We start from the raw sequence: 18,805 nt of genomic DNA, 5'->3' as shown, positions 1-18,805 counted from the left end.
TCGGACGACACTGGTCCTAAACGGACACACGTCCGCATCTTGAAAGGTGATCATGGACATCGGTCTGCTGCTGCTGCGCCTGGTGCTGGCGCTGATCCTCTTCACCCACGCCAGCCAGAAGCTCGCGGGCTGGTTCGGCGGCAACGGACTGCGCCGCCAGGGGGAGATCTTCGCCTCGCTGGGGCTGCGCCCGGGGCGAGGAATGGTCCTCGCGGCGGGGCTCTCGGAGCTGATCGCCGCGACCCTGCTGCTGCTGGGGCTGCTCACTCCGGTCGGAGCGCTGCTCGCGGCCGGAACCATGGTGGTGGCCGGAGTCACCATGCAGCTGAACTCCGGGAAGTTCTGGAACATCGCCGGAGGCGGGGAGTATCCCTACGTGCTCGCGGCCGCCGCCGCCGTGCTGGGCTTCACCGGCGCCGGAGCCTATGCGCTCGACGCGCAGTTCTCCGGGGCGGCGTGGAGCACGCTGATCCATGAGCCCGCGGCCTGGGTCGGGGTCCTCATCGTGCTCGCGGCGCTGGCGGCGGCGGTGCCCTTCGCCCTGGTGGTCCGCCGGTCGGCCCGCTGAGCGTCGGAGCAGATCCAGCCTTCGGCCTGGCGGCAGACGACTGGGGCTGCGCTCCCCTCGAGCGCAGCCTCAGTGCTTCCCTGCACGTGACCGGTGCGAGGGATCACGTGCAGGTGTTCTGCTGGCTCAGGCGTCAGGGCCCCGCCCCTGCGCGGAATGAGTCGTGTCCGTGCGGTAGTCGGTGTAGGTATAGGGGTTGTCCAGGATCTTGGTCTCCGGGACGTCCGGGCTCATGCCGGCGTCCCACTCCTGCTGCCCCAGCTCCGAGGTGATGTGCTCCACGGTGGCCTCCACGGTCCGCCGGACCTTGGCCATGTCCACATCCACCAGCTTGTGCTCGTGCTTCACGATCCGGCCGTTGACCATCACGGTGTGCACATCCCCGCGCTGGGCCTGGAAGACCACGTGGCCGTGCGGGTTCAGGATCGGGAACATCGCCGGGGAGTCGTCGTTCTTGATCAGCACGATGTCAGCCTTCTTGCCGACTTCGAGGGAGCCGATGGACTTCTCCATCCCCAGCGCCTCAGCACCGCCATGAGTGGCCCAGCCGACCACCTGATCCGCGCGCAGGCCCAGATTGGTGCAGGTCTCGCCGGTGGCGTGATGCTCGAAGTGCTCCCGCGCCCGGTCTGAGCTCAGCGTGGACCGCATCGCCGCGAACGGATCCGCGCTCCACCAGACCGAGGTGTCCACCGAGAGGGAGACCGGGATCCCGTGCTTGCGCAGCTGCCAGGAGGACGGATAGCCCTGGCCGCAGCTGGACTCGGACTCCGCCGAGACCGAGGCGGCGCCTCCGGTGGCGGCGATCCGCTGATAGGAGTCCTGGTTCAAGGTGGCCGCGTGGACGTACACGGTCTTCTCGTTCATGAACCCGTGCTCGTGCATGAGCCGGATGCCGTCGTCGTTGGTCGCGCCCCAGACGCCGGCGTGGGTGGTGACGCCCACTCCCAGGTCCCGGGCGACCTCGAAGGCCTTCTTCTCCGGGAACTCCGGGTCGCCGGTGACGTCGAAGGCCATCTGGAAGCCGAGCATGTCGTCGCCCAGCTGACCATCGGCGCGCGGGATCCGGCGGTCCACGAAGTCGCGGAACTCCGGCGAGGCGGACCACTCCCAGGGCCCGGCGTGGATGTTGCCGTAGGCGAAGACGAAGCGGCCGGCGACCTCTTCGAGCGCATCCACGGCGGCGTCGGCGTGGTCCACGGTGGAGAGCCCGTGGGACCAGTCCACCGAGGTGGTGACGCCGGAGTCGATGGCCTCCACGGCGGAGAGCAGGTTGCCCGCATAGATGTCCTCGGGACGGAACTTCCTGCCGTGCTCGAGGTAGTTCCAGACGAAGTACTGGGTCAGCGTCCAGTCGGCGCCGTAGCCGCGCATGGCGGTCTGCCACATGTGCCGATGTGTGTCGATGAACCCGGGGGTGATCATCCCGCCCTCAGCGTCGATCACCCGGGCGTGCTCGGGCGCTTGAAGATCCGGACCGATGGCCGCGATGGTGTCATCCACCACCAGGACATCGCCCCGGGTCAAGACGCTGTGCTGCTTGTCCATGGTCAGCACGATCCCGTTCTTGAACAGAACGGGCGCGCCGGTGCCGTTGGATGCGGCGTCAGAACTCATGTCAGCCTCCTGTGAAGATCTCTGTGATGGACCTCACGATAGCGTGCGTTCGCACAGTGGACAAGAGTCCGATTACTTCGTGACGGCGATCTCTCGAGGTTCATTCTAGAATTCACCACCGGATGCACGCGGGGTTGACGCCCGCGCATCCACGGTGTGAAACTGATCACGAGCTACGCGGACGACTGTCCGCATGACGACGCATCGGGGTGAAGCGCGCCGGTGCGGGAATCGTAGAAAGAGGACTCCGTGATGAGCCAGAGCAGTCCCCATGAGACCGGCGCCGCCGCGCAGTCCGGAAGCGAGGCAGGTGCACCCGCGAGCGGCGGTCTGCCGCTGGAAGGCGTCCTGATCGCGGACTTCTCCCGGGTGCTCGCCGGCCCCTACGCCACCATGCTGCTGGCAGACCTCGGTGCCGAGGTGATCAAGGTCGAGGGCACCGGCGGTGACGACACCCGGACCTGGGTGCCGCCCCGGCGGCCCGACGGCGTCTCCACCTACTACGCCTCGATCAACCGCAACAAGAAGTCGATCGTGCTGGACTTCAAGGACGCCGAGGACCTCGCCGCCGCCCAGCAGCTGGCGCGCCGCGCCGACGTCGTCATCGAGAACTTCAAGCCCGGAGGACTCAAGAAGTTCGGACTGGACTACGATGCGGTGGCGAAGACCAACCCCAGCGTCATCTACTCCTCCATCACCGGCTTCGGCACCGAGGGAGAGGGTGCGAAGTACCCCGGCTACGACCTGATCGTGCAGGCGATGTCGGGGTTGATGAGCCTCACCGGCTCCCCGGACGGTCCGCCCTACCGGGCGGGGATCAGCGTGTTCGACGTGATGGCCGGGCTGCATTCGACCATCGGCATCCTCGCCGCGCTGCGCCAGCGCGACCACACCGGCGACGGCACCCACGTCCAGGCGTCCCTGATGGCCTCGGCCATGTCCGGGCTGGTGAACCAGACCCACGCCTACGTCGGCGGCGGCACCACCCCGATGCGGATGGGCAACGCCCACCCCTCGCTCTACCCGTATGAGGCCATGCCCACCGCCGATGACGACGTGATCATCGCAGCCGGAAACAACACCCAGTTCAGCAGGCTGTGCACGGTGCTGGGGATCCCGGAGATCGCGCAGGACGAGCGCTTCGCCGACGTCGGGGACCGCACCGACCGCCGCGACGAGCTGCGCCCGATCCTGGAGGCGGAGCTGGCGAAGCACACCGCCCAGGAGCTCTTCGAGAAGCTCAACGACGTCGGCGTGCCCTGCGGCCCGATCAACACCATCAAGCAGGGTGTCGAGTACGCCGAGGCGCTGGGACTGGAGCCGGTGGTCCAGGTCGGCAGCGGGGAGAACGCCGTCCCCGGCGTCCGGCACCCGCTGACCTTCAACACCATGACCCCGCGCTATGAGCTGGCTCCGCCGGAGCTGGGGGAGCACACCGAGGAGATCAAGGCATGGCTGAAGCAGGCCGAGTCCGGACACGACGAGAGGACCCAGCGATGAGCGCCGCGCAGCCCGAGGAACAGACGCCGAGCTACCCCACCTCGCTGGGGACCTCCACCACCGAGGAGATCAGCCTCATGGGGCAGTCCCTCGCTGAGGATCTGATGGGCAAGGTCGGATTCGCCGAGCTGGCCTTCTGGATGACCGCCACCCGCCGACCCACCCCCGGTGAGCTGCGGACCTTCGAGGCGGTGCTGGTCGCACTGGCCGACCACGGGTTCACCCCCACCGCGATCGCCGCCCGGCTGACCTACCTCTCCGCCCCGGAGTCCATCCAGGGCGCCATCGCCGCGGGCCTGCTCGGCGGGGGGTCCCGCTTCCTCGGGGTCACCGAGGACACCGGCAGGTTCCTGCATCAGGTGCTCGAGGCCGACGACGGCGAGCGCAGCACCGACGCGGACTATGACGCGCTGGCGCGTGAGGCGATCACCCGGGCGCGAGCAGCGAAGCAGATCGTTCCCGGTCTGGGCCATCCGGTGCACAAGCAGGGTGACCCGCGCACGCCACGGCTGATCCAGATCGCTGAGGAGGGCGGCACCCGGGGGGAGCACCTGCGCCTGTTCGAGGCCATGGGTCGGGTCAGCGAAGAGGTGCTGGGAAGGAAGCTTCCGCTCAACGGCGCCGGGGTCTGCGGAGCGGCCCTGGCCGACCTGGGGCTCCCGGTGGACTTCCTGCGCGGCTTCGCCCTGCTCGCCCGGACTGCCGGGCTGCTGGGACAGATCGCGGAGGAGCGGCGCAACCCGATCGCCAATGACATCTATATGCACGTGGACCGGAATGCGAGGTTCGTTCCCCTGGCCCCGGAGCCCGCAGGCACCGATGCGTCCCATGAGTCTGACCAGAGCGGCCATACCGACCAGAGTGGCCATACCGATCAGGAGAGGCAGAGCTGAGCATGGCAGAGCTGACCGCGGTGCTTGCGAGCACCCACCACCCGTTCTACTACAAGGCCACCACCTCCCCGGAAGATCAGCGACCGCCCTATGCCGCCGACTGGCAGCGCAAGGTGGAGGCCTACCGCGAGACGCTCACCGCCGCGGAGCCCGACATCCTGGTGATGGTCGGGGCGGATCACTTCCACCAGCTCTGGCTGGACAACTATCCGCAGTTCCTGATCGGCAAGCAGGAGACCTACGACGCGACGTTCTACAACGAGGAGCGCGAGTTCGGGATCCCGAAGTACACCCTGGCCGGCGACATCGAGCTCTCCCGGTACATGCATGAGGAGCTGCTGGGCAAGGACTTCGACTTCTCGGTCAGTCACGAGCTGAAGATCGATCACTCCATCATCTGCCCGATCATCACGGTCCGGCCCGACGCAGATCTGCCGATCGTGCCGATCTACACGAACATCTTTGTTCCCCCGCTGCCCTCACCGCGCCGGTTCTACGCTGTGGGACGCGCGATCCGGGAGATCATCGACAGCTTCCCCAGCGACAAGAAGGTCGCCGCGATCGGCACCGGGCATCTCTCGCTGGAGCTCGGCGGGCCGCGCCAGTTCGGCGAGCACGGCCCCGATCCGCTGTTCGACGCCGATGCCATCGAATGGCTCTCCACCGGCAACATCGACGCGATCCTGGACAACGTCACCCACGAGTCCATGGCCGGGGCCGGCAACGCCACGCACGGCTTCATGGACCTGCTGCTGATGATGGGCATCGCCGGGCCCGGCGTCCACGCCGACTACGTCGATCACCTGGACCTGTTCCACACCCGGGAGATGTACATGACCTGGTACCCGAACAAGACCCAGGAACAGCTCGACGCCGCCGCCCGCGCGGCCGCGACCGCGAATGCCAGCACCGGGCCGATCTACGCCTCTGATCCGGCCTGGGAGAAGTTCCGTGTGACCCAGGAGCAAGCATGAGCAAGTACTACGTCAACAAGTTCCTCTACACGATCGACCGGGATCCCGAATGGGTGGCCAGTTACCGCGAGGACCCTCGGGCCACGGTGGACCGCTGGGAGAAGGAGGTCGGGGGCTGGCTGAACCCGGTGGAGCAGACCAGCTGGCTCGAGTTCACCGCTGAGGAGCGCGAAGCTCTGGCCACCCATGACTATGTGTGGCTCTTCGAGCACGGTGCCCACTTCTTCCTGAACCTCACCCTGTTCATCGCGCTCTTCGACGAGGAGTATGCCGCCGAAAAGGGTCCGCTGGCGTTCCAGACCGAGATGGCGCAGAAGCTGGGCCACTGGACCGGACGGGACTACCCCTCCGTCGCCATGTGAACCGTTCGGGCCGGCTCAGCCGGCAGTCGGGTCTTGCGCGCTAGTCCTCCGGTGAGGCCAGCAGCGGGATGCGTCCGACGTCGGCGGCGTCCCGCTCCCGGACGTGGCTGGGCAGTGACTGCCAGCGGGTCCAGTCCTCGGTGACCGCGTCGGCGGCCTCGCGCAGGGGCGGCAGGTGCTTCGTCAGCAGGGCTTCCACGCTGGTCTCGGCCGCATGCACGGTGGTGTTCATCGAGGCGAGCACCCGGCCATGGGAGTCCCGGACCGGCACGGCGATCGAGCGGATTCCGCGGGCCAGCTCTTCATCGGCCAGCGCATAGCCCTGCTGCTTCACCCGGTCCAGCTCCTCGAGGAACGACTTCTGGTCCCACTGCACGACCGGGATCACCGAGGAGCGTGAGGGGTCGGAGAGTCGCTGCAGGATCTCGCGGCGTTCCATGTCGGCCAGCAGCACCTTGCCCTGCGAGGTGGGGGGCGCCGGGAAGCGGGTCCCGATGTCGACCCGCAGCCCGATCAGCTTCGGCACCGCGACGCGGGCGACATAGACGATGTCCGGGCCGTCCAGCTGGGCCATCGAGGCAGACTCGTGGGTATGGCTCACCAGCGCCTCGAGGTGCGGCTTCGCCACATCCCAGAGTCCGAGCGAACCCACATAGGCCATGCCCAGCTCCATCACTCGGGGGGTCAGCGCGAAGAGGCCCTTGTCTGCGCGCACGTACTCCAGCTCTTGGAGCGTCATCAGGATCCGTCGCGCGGTGGGTCGGGCGAGATCGGTGGCCTTGGCCACCTGGCTCAGGGTCAGACTGGGGTACTCGGGAGTGAACGCCGTGATGACGGACAATCCGCGTGAGATGGCCTCGATGAATTCGGGACTTCGCTCCGGTGACATCTGGTTCCTTTCAGTGGAGCTGGGTCTGGGGCTGGTCGACGCGGGCTTCGCGCAGTCTGGTCCAGGTCCGGACGAGCTGGCTGAACTCCTTGACCTGCACCAGGACGTGATCGCGTGCGGTGTTCTCTGCGGTCTCGCCCGCTCCGGCGCTGATCGCGTTCACGATCGCGCGGTGCTCGGCCAGGGAGCGGCGCATCCGGTCGGGAGCGCGAAGCTGGAGTCGCCGGTAGGGCTGCAGCACGCGGCGCAGGTGGTGCGCCTGCTGCTGCAGATAGCCGTTGCCGCAGGAGTCATAGATGATCCCGTGGAACCAGGCGTTGGCGTAGTAGTAGCCATCGGCATCCCCTTGAGCTTCGAAGCGCTCACATTCTTTCAGGGCCTGGCCGAGTTCCGCCAGGGCCTCGCGCTCGATGTGCCGGGAGGCCAGTCGGGCGGCCATGCCTTCGAGCTCAGCCATCAGCTCGAAGCGCTCGGCGAGCTCGGGCAGGCTCAGCTCGGTGACGTAGGTGCCCTGCTTGGGGCGGATGCGCACCAGGCCGGAGCGCTCCAGGGCCTGCAGCGCCTCCCGCACCGGGGTGCGCGAGCACCCGAACTCTTGCTGCAGCTTGGCAGGGTCCAGCCGCTCGCCGGGACCGTACTGTCCATCGACGATGGCGTTCTCCAGCGCGTCGCGCACGCGCTGGGATTCCGGGACTCTGACCATGACACCTCCTGTCACGAGCATATCGCCAGCCGCATAGTGTGGCGTGGATCACGTTTATACCCTATAGTCCCTGTTATATACATCACAGCCACTGATATACACTGAGGGAGGGATCATGGCGACTACTCAAGGCTGGCTCCTCGCCGACCTGCTGCGCAGCCTCGGCGGACACAAGGCCCACCCTGGCATCGACAGCCACGAGCCCGCAGCGCTTGATCAGCTCACCGCCGCCTGTGCGGTCTTGATGGGAGACCTGGGCGAGGCCTCCATGCGGGCCGTGGCGGAGCGGGCACTGGCCACCTACCGCGAGCTTGACGATCAGTCGCGCATCGAGTTCTTCGCACATATGCTCCACGCCTACGCCGTGGAGCGCGACGAGCTGCGCCGGGCCTACGCCACGTGGGAAGCCAGCGAAGGACAGGCCGAGCTGGCGGACCTCTTCGACGCCAGCGAGCCACGACGCCAGGCGCTGCTGCGGCGGCTCAACCATGCCCCCGACGGCACGCTGCACCTGGTCAACATGCGCGCTGATCTGCGCCAGGCGATGCGAGACCACACCGATCTGGCCCCCTTGGACCGGGACTTCCGGCACCTGCTGAGCTCCTGGTTCAACCGCGGGTTCCTGCGCATGGAACAGGTCGGTTGGGACGCCTCCCGGGAGATGAAGAATCATCTGCTGCGCTACGAGAAGGTCCATCCCATGCGGGACCTGAACGATCTCAAGCGTCGCCTGCGGCCCAGGGACCGCACCTGCTACGCGTTCTTCCACCCCGCCACCGGGGACCTCCCGCTGATCTTCGTCGAGGTGGCGCTGGTGAAGGGCATCCCCGGGGCGATCGAACCCCTGCTCAGCGCCACCGAGGCGCTGCCCCCGGCCAAGGCCGACACCGCAGTGCTGTATTCGATCAACAACTCCCTGGACGGTCTGGCGGGCATCTCCTTCGGAAGCCTGCTCATCAAACAGGTCATCGATCAGGTCTCCACCGAGCTGCCGCATCTGGCGAACTTCGTCACGCTCTCCCCGATCCCCGGGTTTCGACGCTGGCTGCGCGAACAGGCCCGCACCGCGGCATCCCCTGAACTCGCCGCACTGCACATCGACCTCACGGAGCTGCGCGGCCCGGCGCAGATCGGGACCGAGCAGATCGGGACCGCGGAGCTGCGCTCCCGACTCTGCTCGGCCGTGGCCCGCTACGTCGCCGTCGAGCGCCGCGCTGACGGTCAGCCGCTGGATCCGGTGGCGCGCTTCCATCTGGGAAACGGGGCCACCGCCTGGCAGCTGCACTGGCCGGCCAGCGGAGCGGACTACATGTGGGACCAGTCCTACGGCGCGATGATCAACTACCGCTACGACCCCGCCCTGGTGGAGCGGCGCCACGAGGACTACGTCCGGCACGGGGTCATCGCGCTGGGCGGCCAGGTCTCGGACCTGCTTCCCGCCGGCGCAGCCCGCAGCCCAGACACCAACAGTCCAGACGCCAACAGCACAGCAGACACCGCCGACATCGGCAGCACAGCAGACATCCGCAGCGAGAAGGGAACCGCGCCAGTGGACAACCACACCGAGGGCATCTACCAAGGCTTCATCCAGCAGACACAGGCGCACCCTGAGAAGCCGCTGTTCCATCTTCCCGACGGGCGCAGGCTCAGCTACGCGCAGGTGCTCCACACCTCGCGGCGGATCGCATCGAAGCTGATCGGCGACGGCGTCGTCCCCGGCGACCGGGTGGCCGCGCAGGTGGAGAAGTCCCCCGAGGTCATCGCGCTCTACCTCGCCACCCTTCAGGTCGGCGGGGTGTATCTGCCGCTGAACACCGCCTACACCGGGTCGGAGATGGACTACTTCATGTCCGACGCCGCCCCGCGGGTGCTCGTCTGTGACCCGAGCCAGGCCGCCGCACACGTCAAGCGCGGCCGGGACGGCATCGTCGTCGAGACCCTCGGCGCCTCCGGCGAGGGCACGCTGCTCGCCGCCGAGCTGGAACACACTGAGATCGCCCAGCTGCGTCCCACGGACCCCGGCGCCATCCTCTACACCTCCGGGACCACCGGCCGGTCCAAGGGTGCGGTGCTGACGACGGGGAACCTGGCCGCGAACTGCGCCTCACTGCTGACGTCCTGGGAGTACACGAGCGAGGACGTGCTGATCCACGCGCTGCCGATCTTCCACATCCACGGGCTCTTCGTCGCGGTCAACATGACCCTGGTCGCCGGCGCCTCCATGATCTGGCTGCCCAGATTCGATCCCGACGCCGTGCTCGACGCCATGCCTGAAGCCACCGTGCTGATGGGGGTGCCCACCTTCTACACCCGGCTGCTGGGCACCGAGCGGCTCAGCGTCGAGGCCTGCGCCGGGATCCGGCTCTTCGTCTCCGGCTCGGCGCCGCTGCTGGCCAGCGACCACGAGGCCTTCGAGGCCCGCACCGGCCACGCCATCCTGGAGCGCTACGGGATGACCGAGACCGGGATGAACACCTCCAACCCCTACCGCGGGGGACCGCGCCGTCCCGGCACCGTGGGACATCCGCTGCCCGGCGTGGAGGTGCGGATCGTGGATCGGGAGAGCCAGGCGACGCTGCCCCAGGGCGAGGTCGGCATCATCGAGGTCCGCGGCGCCAACGTGTTCGCCGGCTACTGGAACATGCCGGAGAAGACCGCCGAGGAGTTCCGCGAGGACGGCTTCTTCATCACCGGGGATCTCGGAGTGATCGATGACCAGGGCTACCTGAGCATCGTGGGCCGCGACAAGGACCTGGTGATCTCCGGAGGCTTCAACATCTACCCCAAAGAGGTCGAGGGGCTCATCGATGTTCACCCCGGGGTCTTCGAATCCGCCGTGATCGGCGTCCCGCACCCGGATCTGGGCGAGGGCCTGGTGGCCGTGGTGGTCCCCGCCGGCGGCGACGCTCCCGATGAGACCAGGATCCTGCAGGCGCTCGCCGGAGAGCTGGCCCGCTTCAAGCAGCCCCGGGCCGTGCGCTTCGTGGACGCGCTGCCGCGCAACGTGATGGGCAAGGTCCAGAAGGCCGAGCTGCGCAAGCAGTACACAGATCTCTTCAGCAGCTGAATGCTCGCTCAAGACACTTTCATTCCAAGTCAGGAGTAGACGATGGTTCTCTATGGAGTCGCAGCGCTGGCGCTGTGCATGCTCGTAGGAATGTTGATCGGAGATGTGCTCGGGGTCGCCGTCGGCGTCGACGCCAATGTCGGCGGGGTGGGCTTCGCGATGATCCTGCTCGTCGTGGCCACCGACCGGCTGCGCAAACGGGGCCTGTTCCCGAAGCCGACCGAACAGGGGGTGCTGTTCTGGTCCGCCCTGTACATCCCGATCGTGATCGCGATGGCCTCCACGCAGAACGTGGCCGAAGCGATCGGCGGCGGGCCCATGGCCGCGATCGCCGGTCTCGGGGCACTCGCCGCAGGCGCCGCCCTGGTCCCGGTGATCGCCCGCATCGGCGGACAGTCTGAACCGCTGCCCGCGATGACCGAAGAAGAGAAGGCGGAGGCCTGAGATGGACATCATTGCTGATGTGCTCGAACGCAACGGCCTGCTCTTCGCCTTCGTGGTGGTCGGTGCGCTGATGATGATCTCGGGCTGGCTGTCCAAGACGCTGACCCGGGGCCGCCTGCAGGGCTCCGCCATCGCCATCATGCTCGGCCTGGTGCTGGCCTACTTCGGCGGCATCAACACCGGCGGCGAGGCCGGCCTGGCCGACATCGCCATCTTCAGCGGCCTGGGCCTGATGGGTGGCGCGATGCTGCGCGACTTCGCGATCGTCGCCACCGCCTACGGCGTGGACCTCCAAGAGATCAAGAAGGCGGGTGCCGCCGGTGTGGTCGCGCTCATCGCGGGCATCGTGGTCTCCTTCGTGGTGGGCGCCGCCGTGGCCGCCGCCTTCGGCTACACCGACCCGGAATCGATGGCCACCATCGGCGCCGGCGCCGCGACCTACATCGTGGGACCGGTCACCGGCACCGCGATCGGGGCCAGCTCAGAGGTGATCGCGCTCTCGGTGGCCGCCGGGCTGATCAAGGCGGTGGTGGTCATGGTCTGTACCCCGCTGATCGCCCCCTTCATCGGTCTGAACAACCCGAAGTCAGCCATGGCGTACGGCGGACTGATGGGCACCACCTCCGGGGTCGCCGGCGGACTCGCCGCCACGGACAAGCGCCTGGTCCCCTACGGAGCGATGACCGCGACCTTCTACACCGGCCTGGGCTGCCTGCTCGGCCCCTCGGTCTTCTACTTCGCCCTGGTCGGCCTCTTCGGCTGAGCGGCGGAGTCAACCAAGCCCACGACGACGACGGCGGCTGTTCACCTCTGCACAGGTGGGCGGCCGCCGTCGTCGTGCTGCGGGGACTACTTGTACCCGTCCACCATGGCGGCGGCGATGTTCATATACGCCCGGCGGGTCTCCTCCTGGAGCATGTCCAGGTTGATCCGGTCCCCGTCCACCACGGCGCGGTCGAAGGGCACCACCACCAGCTTGCCGCAGTAGCCGCGCAGACTCTCCTGGATGGCCTGCTTGTCCACCCGGTCCGAGACGCGCTCCTTGTCCGTGATCACCACGATGGATTCCCGGGCCAGCCGCTCATAGCCGTGATTGGCCAGCCAGTTCAGCGTCTGCAGCGCGCGCTGGGCCCCGGAGACCGCGAAGCCGGCGGCGATCACGATGTTGTCGGCGGTGTGCAGGATCCCCTTCATGGCGTTGTGGGTGACCCCGGTGCCGCAGTCGGTGACGATCACCGAGTAATACTTGGCGAACTCCGCATGGATCCGACGCCACTCCTCGGCGGTGAGGCTGTCGGAGAGGGCCGGATCCTGTTCCCCGGCCAGCACGTGCAGCCGCCCGGCCTGCTGCAGGTAGCCCTGCAGCGCGGTCAGCGAATCGACCTGTCCGAGCTGCTTGAGCAGGTCGGTGATGCTCGGCGGCTGATGCGCCTGGATCGCCCGCTCGCCGAGGGCGCGCTCGACCAGGTCCCCGGAATCGGGGTTGGCGTCGATGGCGCAGGGGATGTCGCCGCGATGCTGAGCCAGGGCCATGCCGATCCCCACCGTGGTGGAGGTCTTACCGATCCCTCCCTTGAGGGAGAGCACAGCGGTGGTGTGGCTGCCCTGCAGGGGACGGGAGATCCGTTCGATCAGCTCCTGCTCCTGCAGCTCCTTCTGGCTGGGTCCGATGTTGATCACTCCACCGGTCGCCGTATAGAGGAACCGGCGCAGACCTCCCTGCGGCCGCTCCGGTGCGACAGAGATGAAGGGTCGCCCCGCATCGGCCAGACGCCGTCGTTCGGCCCGGGTCCGAAGCTCCCTGGGCTCGTCTCCGGGCTGCTCGGCCGGACTCGGCGCGTCGCCGCGGCGCTGGTTCTGCGTCAGAGGCGTCGCCTCGGCTGGACGCATCAGCTCGACCGGCCGCTGTGGCTCGTCTGGACTCGGGGACATGTGAACCCTCCCGTTGAAGGATGAGACGCCTGAGGAGTCCCTGCCCGTGCAGGCTGGCCTCCATGGCCGGGCCATGCTGTGAAGCGGGCTGCGGCACATCATGAACAGTTGCACAAAGACAGTAGATCCTGTCAACACAATAAGCGATCCAGCGGTTATTGCACCCGAGACAGCATGGATTTATGCCCGATGAACATCTCCGTGTGGTGGTGACACATGACGACGGCCCGCCGGTGAGCACCGGGCGGGCCGTCGTCGTTCCTATGCAGCTGGTGCTTGAGGCTCAGACCTCGGCAGGCTGGCGCTGATGCACCCGGGCCGAGTGGGCCAGCTTCACGGTCCAGGTCTCACCCGGGGCCATGGTCTTGCGGGTGCCCTCGACGTTGACGTCGATCGGCTCCGCCGAGCCCTCGGAGAGCTTCAGCTCCACCTCATCATGGTTGATCGAGACCACGATGGGCTGGTTGCGGTAGCGCATCCTGAAGGTCAGGGACGGCAGCTCGTCGGGCAGCAGCGGGTGCAGCCACAGCGCGTCGGCGCGGGTCTCCACGCCGCCGTAGCAGCGCAGCACCATGTCCACGGTGCCCGCCATCGCCCCCAGGTGCACGCCCTCGCGGGTGGTGCCGCCCTGGGTGTCGGCGAGATCAGCCTCCAGCGCCTCCTTGAACAGGTTCCAGGAGCCGGAGCGATCGAACCGGGCCGCCACCCAGCCGTGGACCAGCCGGGAGAGCGTGGAGCCGTGGGAGGACCGGGCCAGGTAATACTCCACCGTGCGGCCGAAGTCCTCCATGGAGAGCGTGTAGCCCATGTGGTCCAGGGTCTCGACGAGCTCATCGGCGGAGAAGATGTAGCACAGCATCAGCACGTCGGCCTGCTTGGAGAGCTTGTACCGGTTGGTCGAATCACCCTCGGCCTGCAGGATCAGGTCGAGCCGGCCGATGTTGCCGTACTTCGCGCGGTAGCCCTCCCAGTCGAACTCCTCCAGGGCCTCATAACCCTCGAACTGGCTGATCACGTTGTCCTCGTGGAAGGGCACATGCAGCCGCTTGGCGATGTGCTCCCAGTGGTCCAGCTCGTCTTCGAAGATGTCGAGCCACTCCGAGAGCGGGTCATCGCGGCCGTCGAGGTCGCGCACCAGCCGTGCGGTGTGGCGCAGCATCCAGGAGGTCAGCACATTGGTGTAGGCGTTGTCGCGCAGGCCCGTCCCGGGCGCCTCGGCGGTGCCGTCGTGGTACTCGTCCGGGCCCATCACACCATCGATGCTGAACCGGTCGGTCTCGGCGTCGTAGGTGGTCATCGAGACGAAGAACCGGGAGATCTCCACCAGGATCTCGGCCCCGTAGTCGGCCAGGAAAGTGTAGTCCTGCGTGGTCTCGAAGTACTGCAGCACCGAATAGGCGATCGCCAGCGAGACGTGCCGCTGCCGGTGGGAGTTGTCCGGCATCCACATCCCGGAGCGCGGGTTCCACAGCTCGCTGGGAGTCTCCTCGCGGCCGTCGGAGCCGGACTGCCAGGGGAACATGGCGCCGTCGTAGCCCTCGCTGCGAGCCATGGAGCGGGCCTCGCTGAGCCGTCGGTAGCGGTAGAGCAGCAGCCCACGGGTCAGCTCGGGCCGGCGCAGGGTGAGCATCGGGTACATGAACATCTCGTCCCAGAAGAGATGCCCGCGGTAGCCCTCCCCGGTGAGGCCGCGCGCCGGAAGCGTCGCATCCAGATCGTGGCGGGCGCCGAAGGCGGTCTGCAGCACGTGGAAGGTGTGCAGATTCAGCGCCATCTGCTGGCGGGAGGCGTTCTGCCCGATGGAGACCGCGAAGCGGTGCCAGAGCACGCCCCACATCTCCTCGTGATAGGTGAGCATGGTGCGGAAGCTCGAGGCCCGCTGGACCTTCTTGACCGCGTTGTGCCAGACCGTGGAGATCGCCTGGTCGTGGGAGTTCGAGACCGCCGCGATCTTCTCCAGGATCACCGGCTTCCCGGATTCCAGCGCCAGCGAGATGTCGTGGCCCGCGACGAGCTCACCCTCGTGGATCGCTCGGCGCATCGGGTTGCTGGTCCCGGAGGTGGTCACCGTGGTGCGGGTCGCCAGCGCGATGCGCACCTCGGACTGGTTGGTCTGGGTCTCCAGCAGCACCGTCTCGCCGTCGACCTCGCGGGACTGCACCGGTTCCAGGTGGTTGCCGGCGAGCTCGCGGTCGGCGTCGACGTTGCGGTTGGCCACCCGGCCATCGATCATGGAGCGCACGTTGACGTTGCCGGACCAGTTCTCGGCCTCGATCTTCATCTCCAGCGCGGCGATCTGCACCCCGGCCAGGGACTGGAACTGGCGCATGGTCACCTTGGTGCGGCGACCGTGGAGGTCCTGGTAGCGGGCGATCCGGGTGACCACGCCGCGGCGCATGTCGAGTTCCTGGTGGTAGTGGATCAGCTCCGGGGAGCCCGGCAGCAGCGGGGTCCCGGCATCCGGGGTCACCTGCAGGAAGGTCCAGTCCGGCACATTGACCATGTGCTCGGTCTCCACGGTCTTGCCCATCAGGTCGGTCTTGAGCCGGTTGAACACCCCGGCGATGTAGCTGCCCGGGTAGTGGGTGGCATCGGCGGCGGTGCCCGGGTAGTGCCCGCGGGTGCCCCAGTAGCCGTTGGCCATCGCCATGAGCACCTCGCGGGTGGGCTCCAGCTTCGGATCGAAGCCGTCATAGGAGAGCACCCAGTCGGAGTCATAGGGGCGGGTGGTGCGGCTGGAGAGGTTCATCACGGCGAGATCGGTGACGACGACGTCGGCGCCCGCCTCCTTGAGCCGGGCCGGGTCATCGCCGCGGTTGAGTCCCACGACCATCCCGAAGTCCCCGGCGCGTCCGGCCTGGACGCCGGAGGCCGCATCCTCGATCACGATGGTGTCCTGGGGCTCCACGCGCAGCAGCTCTGCGGCGTGGAGGAACATGTGCGGGTTGGGCTTGCCCGGCAGACCCAGCTCCAGCGCGTCGGAGCCGTCCACGATCACGGTGAACGCGTCGAGCAGCCCGGCGATGGTGAGCACCTCGCGGCCGTTGCGCGAGGAGGTCACCAGCGCGGTCGGGATCCCGTCCTTGCGCAGCTGGGTGATCAGCTCGACGGTGGTGTGGAAGACCTCCACGCCGTCGCGGGCGAGCACGGACTCGAAGTAGCCCTGCTTGCGGGCCGCGAGCCCGTTGACGCTGAGCGTCTCGGGCGCGTCATCGAGGCGGCCCTCGGGGACCTCGAGATTGCGCGCCTCCAGCAGCGACCGCACCCCGTCCTCCCGCGGCCGGCCGTCGACGAAGTTCAGGTAGTCCTCTTCGGTGAACTCCGGCTGGGGGGAGCCGGCGATCTCGGGCAGGGCCGTGTCGAAGAGTTCCTTCCAAGCGCGCGTGTGCACCCCGGCGGTATCGGTGACGACCCCGTCCATGTCGAAGATCACGGCACGGAAGTGACGCAGTGCGTGGCGCTTGGCCTCAGCGCTGTGTCGGAAGGGATTCTCAAAGGGATGCATATCGGCCTCACGCGGAGATGGTTCAAAGGTCGGGTGGCTGCCCATGGACGGGGCTCGTCCGGTCGGGCACGGTGCCCCATCCTAGGTCTCTAGGGTCCACGATATACACCCGACGGGTTACCACCTATGGCGCAGGTCTCCCACGTGGGGGTGCTAGCGTCATTGTCATGGCGCGGCGAAGCAGCATCGAACTGACTTTTCGAGAGGTGGCGGGCACCTCTCCGGACTCCTATGTGGCCGCCGGCACGGTGGTGGACTGGATCGATAAGACCGCCTATGCGTGTGCGGCCTCCTGGACCAGGACCGACTGCGTGACCTCCTACGTGGGCAATATGCACTTCACCGTGCCGGTCCCGCGGGAGACCCCGGTCACGGTGCAGGCCCGGGTGGTCCACACCGGGCGCACCTCGGTGCACATCCAGACCCGGGTGCTGATCCGCAAGGACGAGGGCTGGGTGGTCTGCACCGAGTGCTTCATGATCTACGTGGCCGTGGGCGACGACGGCGAGCCCGCCGCCGTTGCCCCCTTCGAGCCGCAGACCGAGCTGGAGCGACGACGGGACCTCGACGCCTCCCAGCGGATGGTCTATCGCCGACAGATGGAAGAGACGATCCAGTCGCTGCCCGAGGGCATCGGCAGCTCCGAGGCGCTGACCCTGCGCTTCCTGGCCGACACCGACGAGCGCTACCCCGATGGCAAGATCCGCGGCGGTGCAGTGATGAAATGGATCGACAAGACCGCAGAGATCTGCGCGGAGCGATACAGCGGCTATGACGTCGCCGCCGTGCTCACCGGCGGTGTCCGCTTCTACCGTCCGGTGACGGTCGGGGACCTGGTGGAGGTCGATGCCCGGCTGGTGCTCACCGGGTCCAAGTCCATGCACGTGCTGGTCCGCGTCCGTGCCGGTGACCGCCGCGAGAAGCACCCCGCGGTGGTGGCCTACGGGCTTCCGGTGATGGTCGCCCCGGACGGCGAGGGCTCGGCCCGGCCGATCGCTCCGTGGGAGCCGATCACCGACGAGGACCATGCGGTGGCGGCCCAGGCCCGGAAGCTGCGCGACCTGCGCAACGCCACCTTGCTGACGCCGAGCCCCATCACCTCGCAGAACTGACCCCCTCACCTCACAGAACTAAGCTGGTATGCGATGACTCAGCCTCCGCAGAACCCCTACGGCCAGGACCCGGGCTACCCGGGCTACCCGGCGCCCGATGCCCACGGTCCGCAGCCCGGGCTCTACGGGCAGCCGCATGGCCAGCAACCCTCGCCGTACGGGCAGCCGCCGCAGCAGGGCCAGCAGGCCGGCCTCTATGGGCAGCCGTCGTACCCCTACGGGCAGCCGCCGCAGGATGCCTGGCCGCCCCAGGGCCACCCGGATCAGCAGGTCCAGCTGCCGCAGGGCGGCTGGCCGCCGGCGTCGTACCCTGCGCGCAAGCGGCAGCGCGACTCTGAGCCCGGCCGGTTCATCTGGGGCGATCTCATCGCCGTGCTGGCCTATGTGGTCGTGATGCTCGTCGGCGGGGTGAGCCTGCTGGCTCTCCTCCCGCCCTTCTCCACGATGCTCGGCTCCGGGGTCGAGGAGCAGGAGCAGCAGGCGCTGTTCCTGCTCAACGTCATCGGCTACACCGTGATGGTGGTCATCGCCCTCGCCTTCTCCGCCAAGGCGCTCATCCGTTCGATCCGGGCCTTCGGCCACCTGTGGTGGTTGAAGCTGCTGCTGGTCCCCGTGGCGTGGGTGGGCACGCTGATCGTCACGGCGGTGCTGGTGCTCAGCCTCGGTGGAGAGCCGGAGACCTCGGAGAACCAGCTCGCGATCGAGTCGATGCTCTCGTTCGTGCCGTTCCTCGCGGCGGTGCTGGTGATGGGTCTGCTGGGCCCCTATGTGGAGGAGTACTTCTTCCGGCACCTGATGATCGGCAAGCTCTCCCGCTATATCAACATCTGGATCTGCGGCGTCCTCTCGGTGATCACCTTCCCGCTGCTGCACTTCATCCCGGCCCTGGTGATGATGCTGGCCGACCCCGGGGCCCCCACGGACCTGACCCTGATCTCGGTGGTGCCCTACGTGGTGATGGGCTCGGTGTTCACCCTGGCCTACATCCTCACCGGGCGCTCGCTGGTCTACGCCTGGCTGCTGCATGCCTTCAACAACGTCATGGCCCTGGTGATGGCCTACTTCGTCCAGCCCCAGCTGGAGCAGTTCCTCGAGGACAGCGGCATGGAGGAGATGCCCGGTCTCCTCGCGAACACCGGTGCGGTGCTGCGCGTGCTCACCGAGACCGCCCTGGCGCTGACCGGCGGCAAGTGAACCCGCAGCCTCCGGAACTCGAGTCGAGGGCCCCGCGCGACCCAC

The 18,805-nt window shown here is 67.7% G+C and carries 15 protein-coding genes; 10 read left to right on the top strand and 5 right to left on the bottom strand.

What is annotated here, in order from left to right; all coding sequences use genetic code 11:
• Positions 1-52 precede the first annotated feature (52 nt).
• Entirely contained in the window at positions 53-568 is a 516-nt protein-coding gene (locus BCL67_RS06225) for a DoxX family membrane protein (protein ID WP_106122597.1), read from the top strand.
• 126 nt (positions 569-694) lie between these two features.
• On the opposite strand, the gene BCL67_RS06220 is transcribed toward BCL67_RS06225, so the two are convergent.
• Positions 695-2,185 (bottom strand): amidohydrolase family protein, encoded by a 1,491-nt coding sequence (locus BCL67_RS06220; protein ID WP_106122596.1) that lies wholly within the window; start codon positions 2,183-2,185, stop codon positions 695-697.
• 252 nt (positions 2,186-2,437) lie between these two features.
• Here BCL67_RS06220 and BCL67_RS06215 point away from each other — a divergent pair, with 252 nt between their 5' ends.
• The 4 genes from BCL67_RS06215 to BCL67_RS06200 are packed head-to-tail and all read left to right on the top strand — an operon-like array spanning position 2,438 to position 5,914.
• The gene (locus tag BCL67_RS06215) at positions 2,438-3,685 is read left to right on the top strand and encodes a CaiB/BaiF CoA transferase family protein (RefSeq protein ID WP_106122595.1); all 1,248 of its coding nucleotides are present in this window, start codon (positions 2,438-2,440) and stop codon (positions 3,683-3,685) included.
• Positions 3,682-4,578, top strand: a complete 897-nt coding sequence (locus BCL67_RS06210) for a citryl-CoA lyase (RefSeq protein ID WP_106122594.1) — start codon at positions 3,682-3,684, stop codon at positions 4,576-4,578. Before BCL67_RS06215 ends, BCL67_RS06210 begins: the two co-directional genes overlap by 4 nt.
• 2 nt (positions 4,579-4,580) lie before the next feature.
• Positions 4,581-5,552 carry a DODA-type extradiol aromatic ring-opening family dioxygenase gene (locus BCL67_RS06205; protein WP_106122593.1) on the top strand — a complete coding sequence of 324 codons (972 nt, stop codon included), beginning with the start codon at positions 4,581-4,583 and terminating at the stop codon, positions 5,550-5,552.
• A complete protein-coding gene (locus BCL67_RS06200; RefSeq protein WP_106122592.1) occupies positions 5,549-5,914 on the top strand; it encodes a hypothetical protein in 366 nt (121 codons plus the stop codon). The genes BCL67_RS06205 and BCL67_RS06200 overlap by 4 nt, the downstream gene beginning before the upstream one ends.
• Positions 5,915-5,954: 40 nt before the next feature.
• On the opposite strand, the gene BCL67_RS06195 is transcribed toward BCL67_RS06200, so the two are convergent.
• The gene (locus BCL67_RS06195) at positions 5,955-6,803 is read right to left on the bottom strand and encodes an IclR family transcriptional regulator domain-containing protein (protein ID WP_106122591.1); all 849 of its coding nucleotides are present in this window, start codon (positions 6,801-6,803) and stop codon (positions 5,955-5,957) included.
• Positions 6,804-6,813: 10 nt separating this feature from the next.
• The gene (locus BCL67_RS06190) at positions 6,814-7,506 is read right to left on the bottom strand and encodes a GntR family transcriptional regulator (RefSeq protein ID WP_106122590.1); all 693 of its coding nucleotides are present in this window, start codon (positions 7,504-7,506) and stop codon (positions 6,814-6,816) included.
• Positions 7,507-7,621: 115 nt separating this feature from the next.
• Here BCL67_RS06190 and BCL67_RS06185 point away from each other — a divergent pair, with 115 nt between their 5' ends.
• The 3 genes from BCL67_RS06185 to madM are packed head-to-tail and all read left to right on the top strand — an operon-like array spanning position 7,622 to position 11,780.
• Positions 7,622-10,573 carry an AMP-binding protein gene (locus BCL67_RS06185; protein WP_106122589.1) on the top strand — a complete coding sequence of 984 codons (2,952 nt, stop codon included), beginning with the start codon at positions 7,622-7,624 and terminating at the stop codon, positions 10,571-10,573.
• Between the two features lie 42 nt (positions 10,574-10,615).
• Positions 10,616-11,017 (top strand): malonate transporter subunit MadL, encoded by a 402-nt coding sequence (madL, locus tag BCL67_RS06180; RefSeq protein WP_106122588.1) that lies wholly within the window; start codon positions 10,616-10,618, stop codon positions 11,015-11,017.
• Between the two features lies 1 nt (position 11,018).
• Positions 11,019-11,780: a malonate transporter subunit MadM gene (gene madM, locus BCL67_RS06175; RefSeq protein ID WP_106122587.1), complete on the top strand. Its 762-nt coding sequence runs from the start codon at positions 11,019-11,021 to the stop codon at positions 11,778-11,780.
• A gap of 86 nt (positions 11,781-11,866) precedes the next feature.
• On the opposite strand, the gene BCL67_RS06170 is transcribed toward madM, so the two are convergent.
• Positions 11,867-12,949, bottom strand: a complete 1,083-nt coding sequence (locus tag BCL67_RS06170) for a MinD/ParA family ATP-binding protein (RefSeq protein WP_258174797.1) — start codon at positions 12,947-12,949, stop codon at positions 11,867-11,869.
• Between the two features lie 283 nt (positions 12,950-13,232).
• A complete protein-coding gene (locus BCL67_RS06165; protein ID WP_106122586.1) occupies positions 13,233-16,454 on the bottom strand; it encodes a beta-phosphoglucomutase family hydrolase in 3,222 nt (1,073 codons plus the stop codon).
• A gap of 167 nt (positions 16,455-16,621) precedes the next feature.
• On the opposite strand from BCL67_RS06165, the gene BCL67_RS06160 reads away from it, so the two are divergent.
• Both BCL67_RS06160 and BCL67_RS06155 read left to right on the top strand, forming a co-directional pair.
• Entirely contained in the window at positions 16,622-17,566 is a 945-nt protein-coding gene (locus BCL67_RS06160) for an acyl-CoA thioesterase (protein WP_181255911.1), read from the top strand.
• A 33-nt stretch (positions 17,567-17,599) separates the two neighbouring features.
• On the top strand, positions 17,600-18,760 hold the full coding sequence (locus BCL67_RS06155) for a CPBP family intramembrane glutamic endopeptidase (RefSeq protein WP_106122584.1): 1,161 nt from the start codon (positions 17,600-17,602) through the stop codon (positions 18,758-18,760).
• Positions 18,761-18,805 lie beyond the last annotated feature (45 nt).

This window comes from Nesterenkonia sandarakina (genome assembly GCF_003003175.1).
Lineage (GTDB): Bacteria > Actinomycetota > Actinomycetes > Actinomycetales > Micrococcaceae > Nesterenkonia > Nesterenkonia sandarakina_A.
The sequence above is the reverse complement of the archived record's forward strand: the minus strand, read 5'-3'. Positions and strand labels throughout refer to the sequence as shown.

What these genes read in the sequence shown, in the direction of transcription:
- BCL67_RS06205 (WP_106122593.1), top strand. Translation starts at nt 4,581, where the DNA reads ATGGCAGAGCTGACCGCGGTGCTTGCGAGCACCCACCACCCGTTCTAC.
- BCL67_RS06215 (WP_106122595.1), top strand. Translation starts at nt 2,438, where the DNA reads ATGAGCCAGAGCAGTCCCCATGAGACCGGCGCCGCCGCGCAGTCCGGA.
- BCL67_RS06155 (WP_106122584.1), top strand. Translation starts at nt 17,600, where the DNA reads ATGACTCAGCCTCCGCAGAACCCCTACGGCCAGGACCCGGGCTACCCG.
- madL (WP_106122588.1), top strand. Translation starts at nt 10,616, where the DNA reads ATGGTTCTCTATGGAGTCGCAGCGCTGGCGCTGTGCATGCTCGTAGGA.
- BCL67_RS06220 (WP_106122596.1), bottom strand. Translation starts at nt 2,185, where the DNA reads ATGAGTTCTGACGCCGCATCCAACGGCACCGGCGCGCCCGTTCTGTTC.
- BCL67_RS06160 (WP_181255911.1), top strand. Translation starts at nt 16,622, where the DNA reads ATGGCGCGGCGAAGCAGCATCGAACTGACTTTTCGAGAGGTGGCGGGC.
- BCL67_RS06225 (WP_106122597.1), top strand. Translation starts at nt 53, where the DNA reads ATGGACATCGGTCTGCTGCTGCTGCGCCTGGTGCTGGCGCTGATCCTC.
- BCL67_RS06185 (WP_106122589.1), top strand. Translation starts at nt 7,622, where the DNA reads ATGGCGACTACTCAAGGCTGGCTCCTCGCCGACCTGCTGCGCAGCCTC.
- madM (WP_106122587.1), top strand. Translation starts at nt 11,019, where the DNA reads ATGGACATCATTGCTGATGTGCTCGAACGCAACGGCCTGCTCTTCGCC.
- BCL67_RS06190 (WP_106122590.1), bottom strand. Translation starts at nt 7,506, where the DNA reads ATGGTCAGAGTCCCGGAATCCCAGCGCGTGCGCGACGCGCTGGAGAAC.
- BCL67_RS06200 (WP_106122592.1), top strand. Translation starts at nt 5,549, where the DNA reads ATGAGCAAGTACTACGTCAACAAGTTCCTCTACACGATCGACCGGGAT.
- BCL67_RS06195 (WP_106122591.1), bottom strand. Translation starts at nt 6,803, where the DNA reads ATGTCACCGGAGCGAAGTCCCGAATTCATCGAGGCCATCTCACGCGGA.
- BCL67_RS06210 (WP_106122594.1), top strand. Translation starts at nt 3,682, where the DNA reads ATGAGCGCCGCGCAGCCCGAGGAACAGACGCCGAGCTACCCCACCTCG.
- BCL67_RS06170 (WP_258174797.1), bottom strand. Translation starts at nt 12,949, where the DNA reads ATGTCCCCGAGTCCAGACGAGCCACAGCGGCCGGTCGAGCTGATGCGT.
- BCL67_RS06165 (WP_106122586.1), bottom strand. Translation starts at nt 16,454, where the DNA reads ATGCATCCCTTTGAGAATCCCTTCCGACACAGCGCTGAGGCCAAGCGC.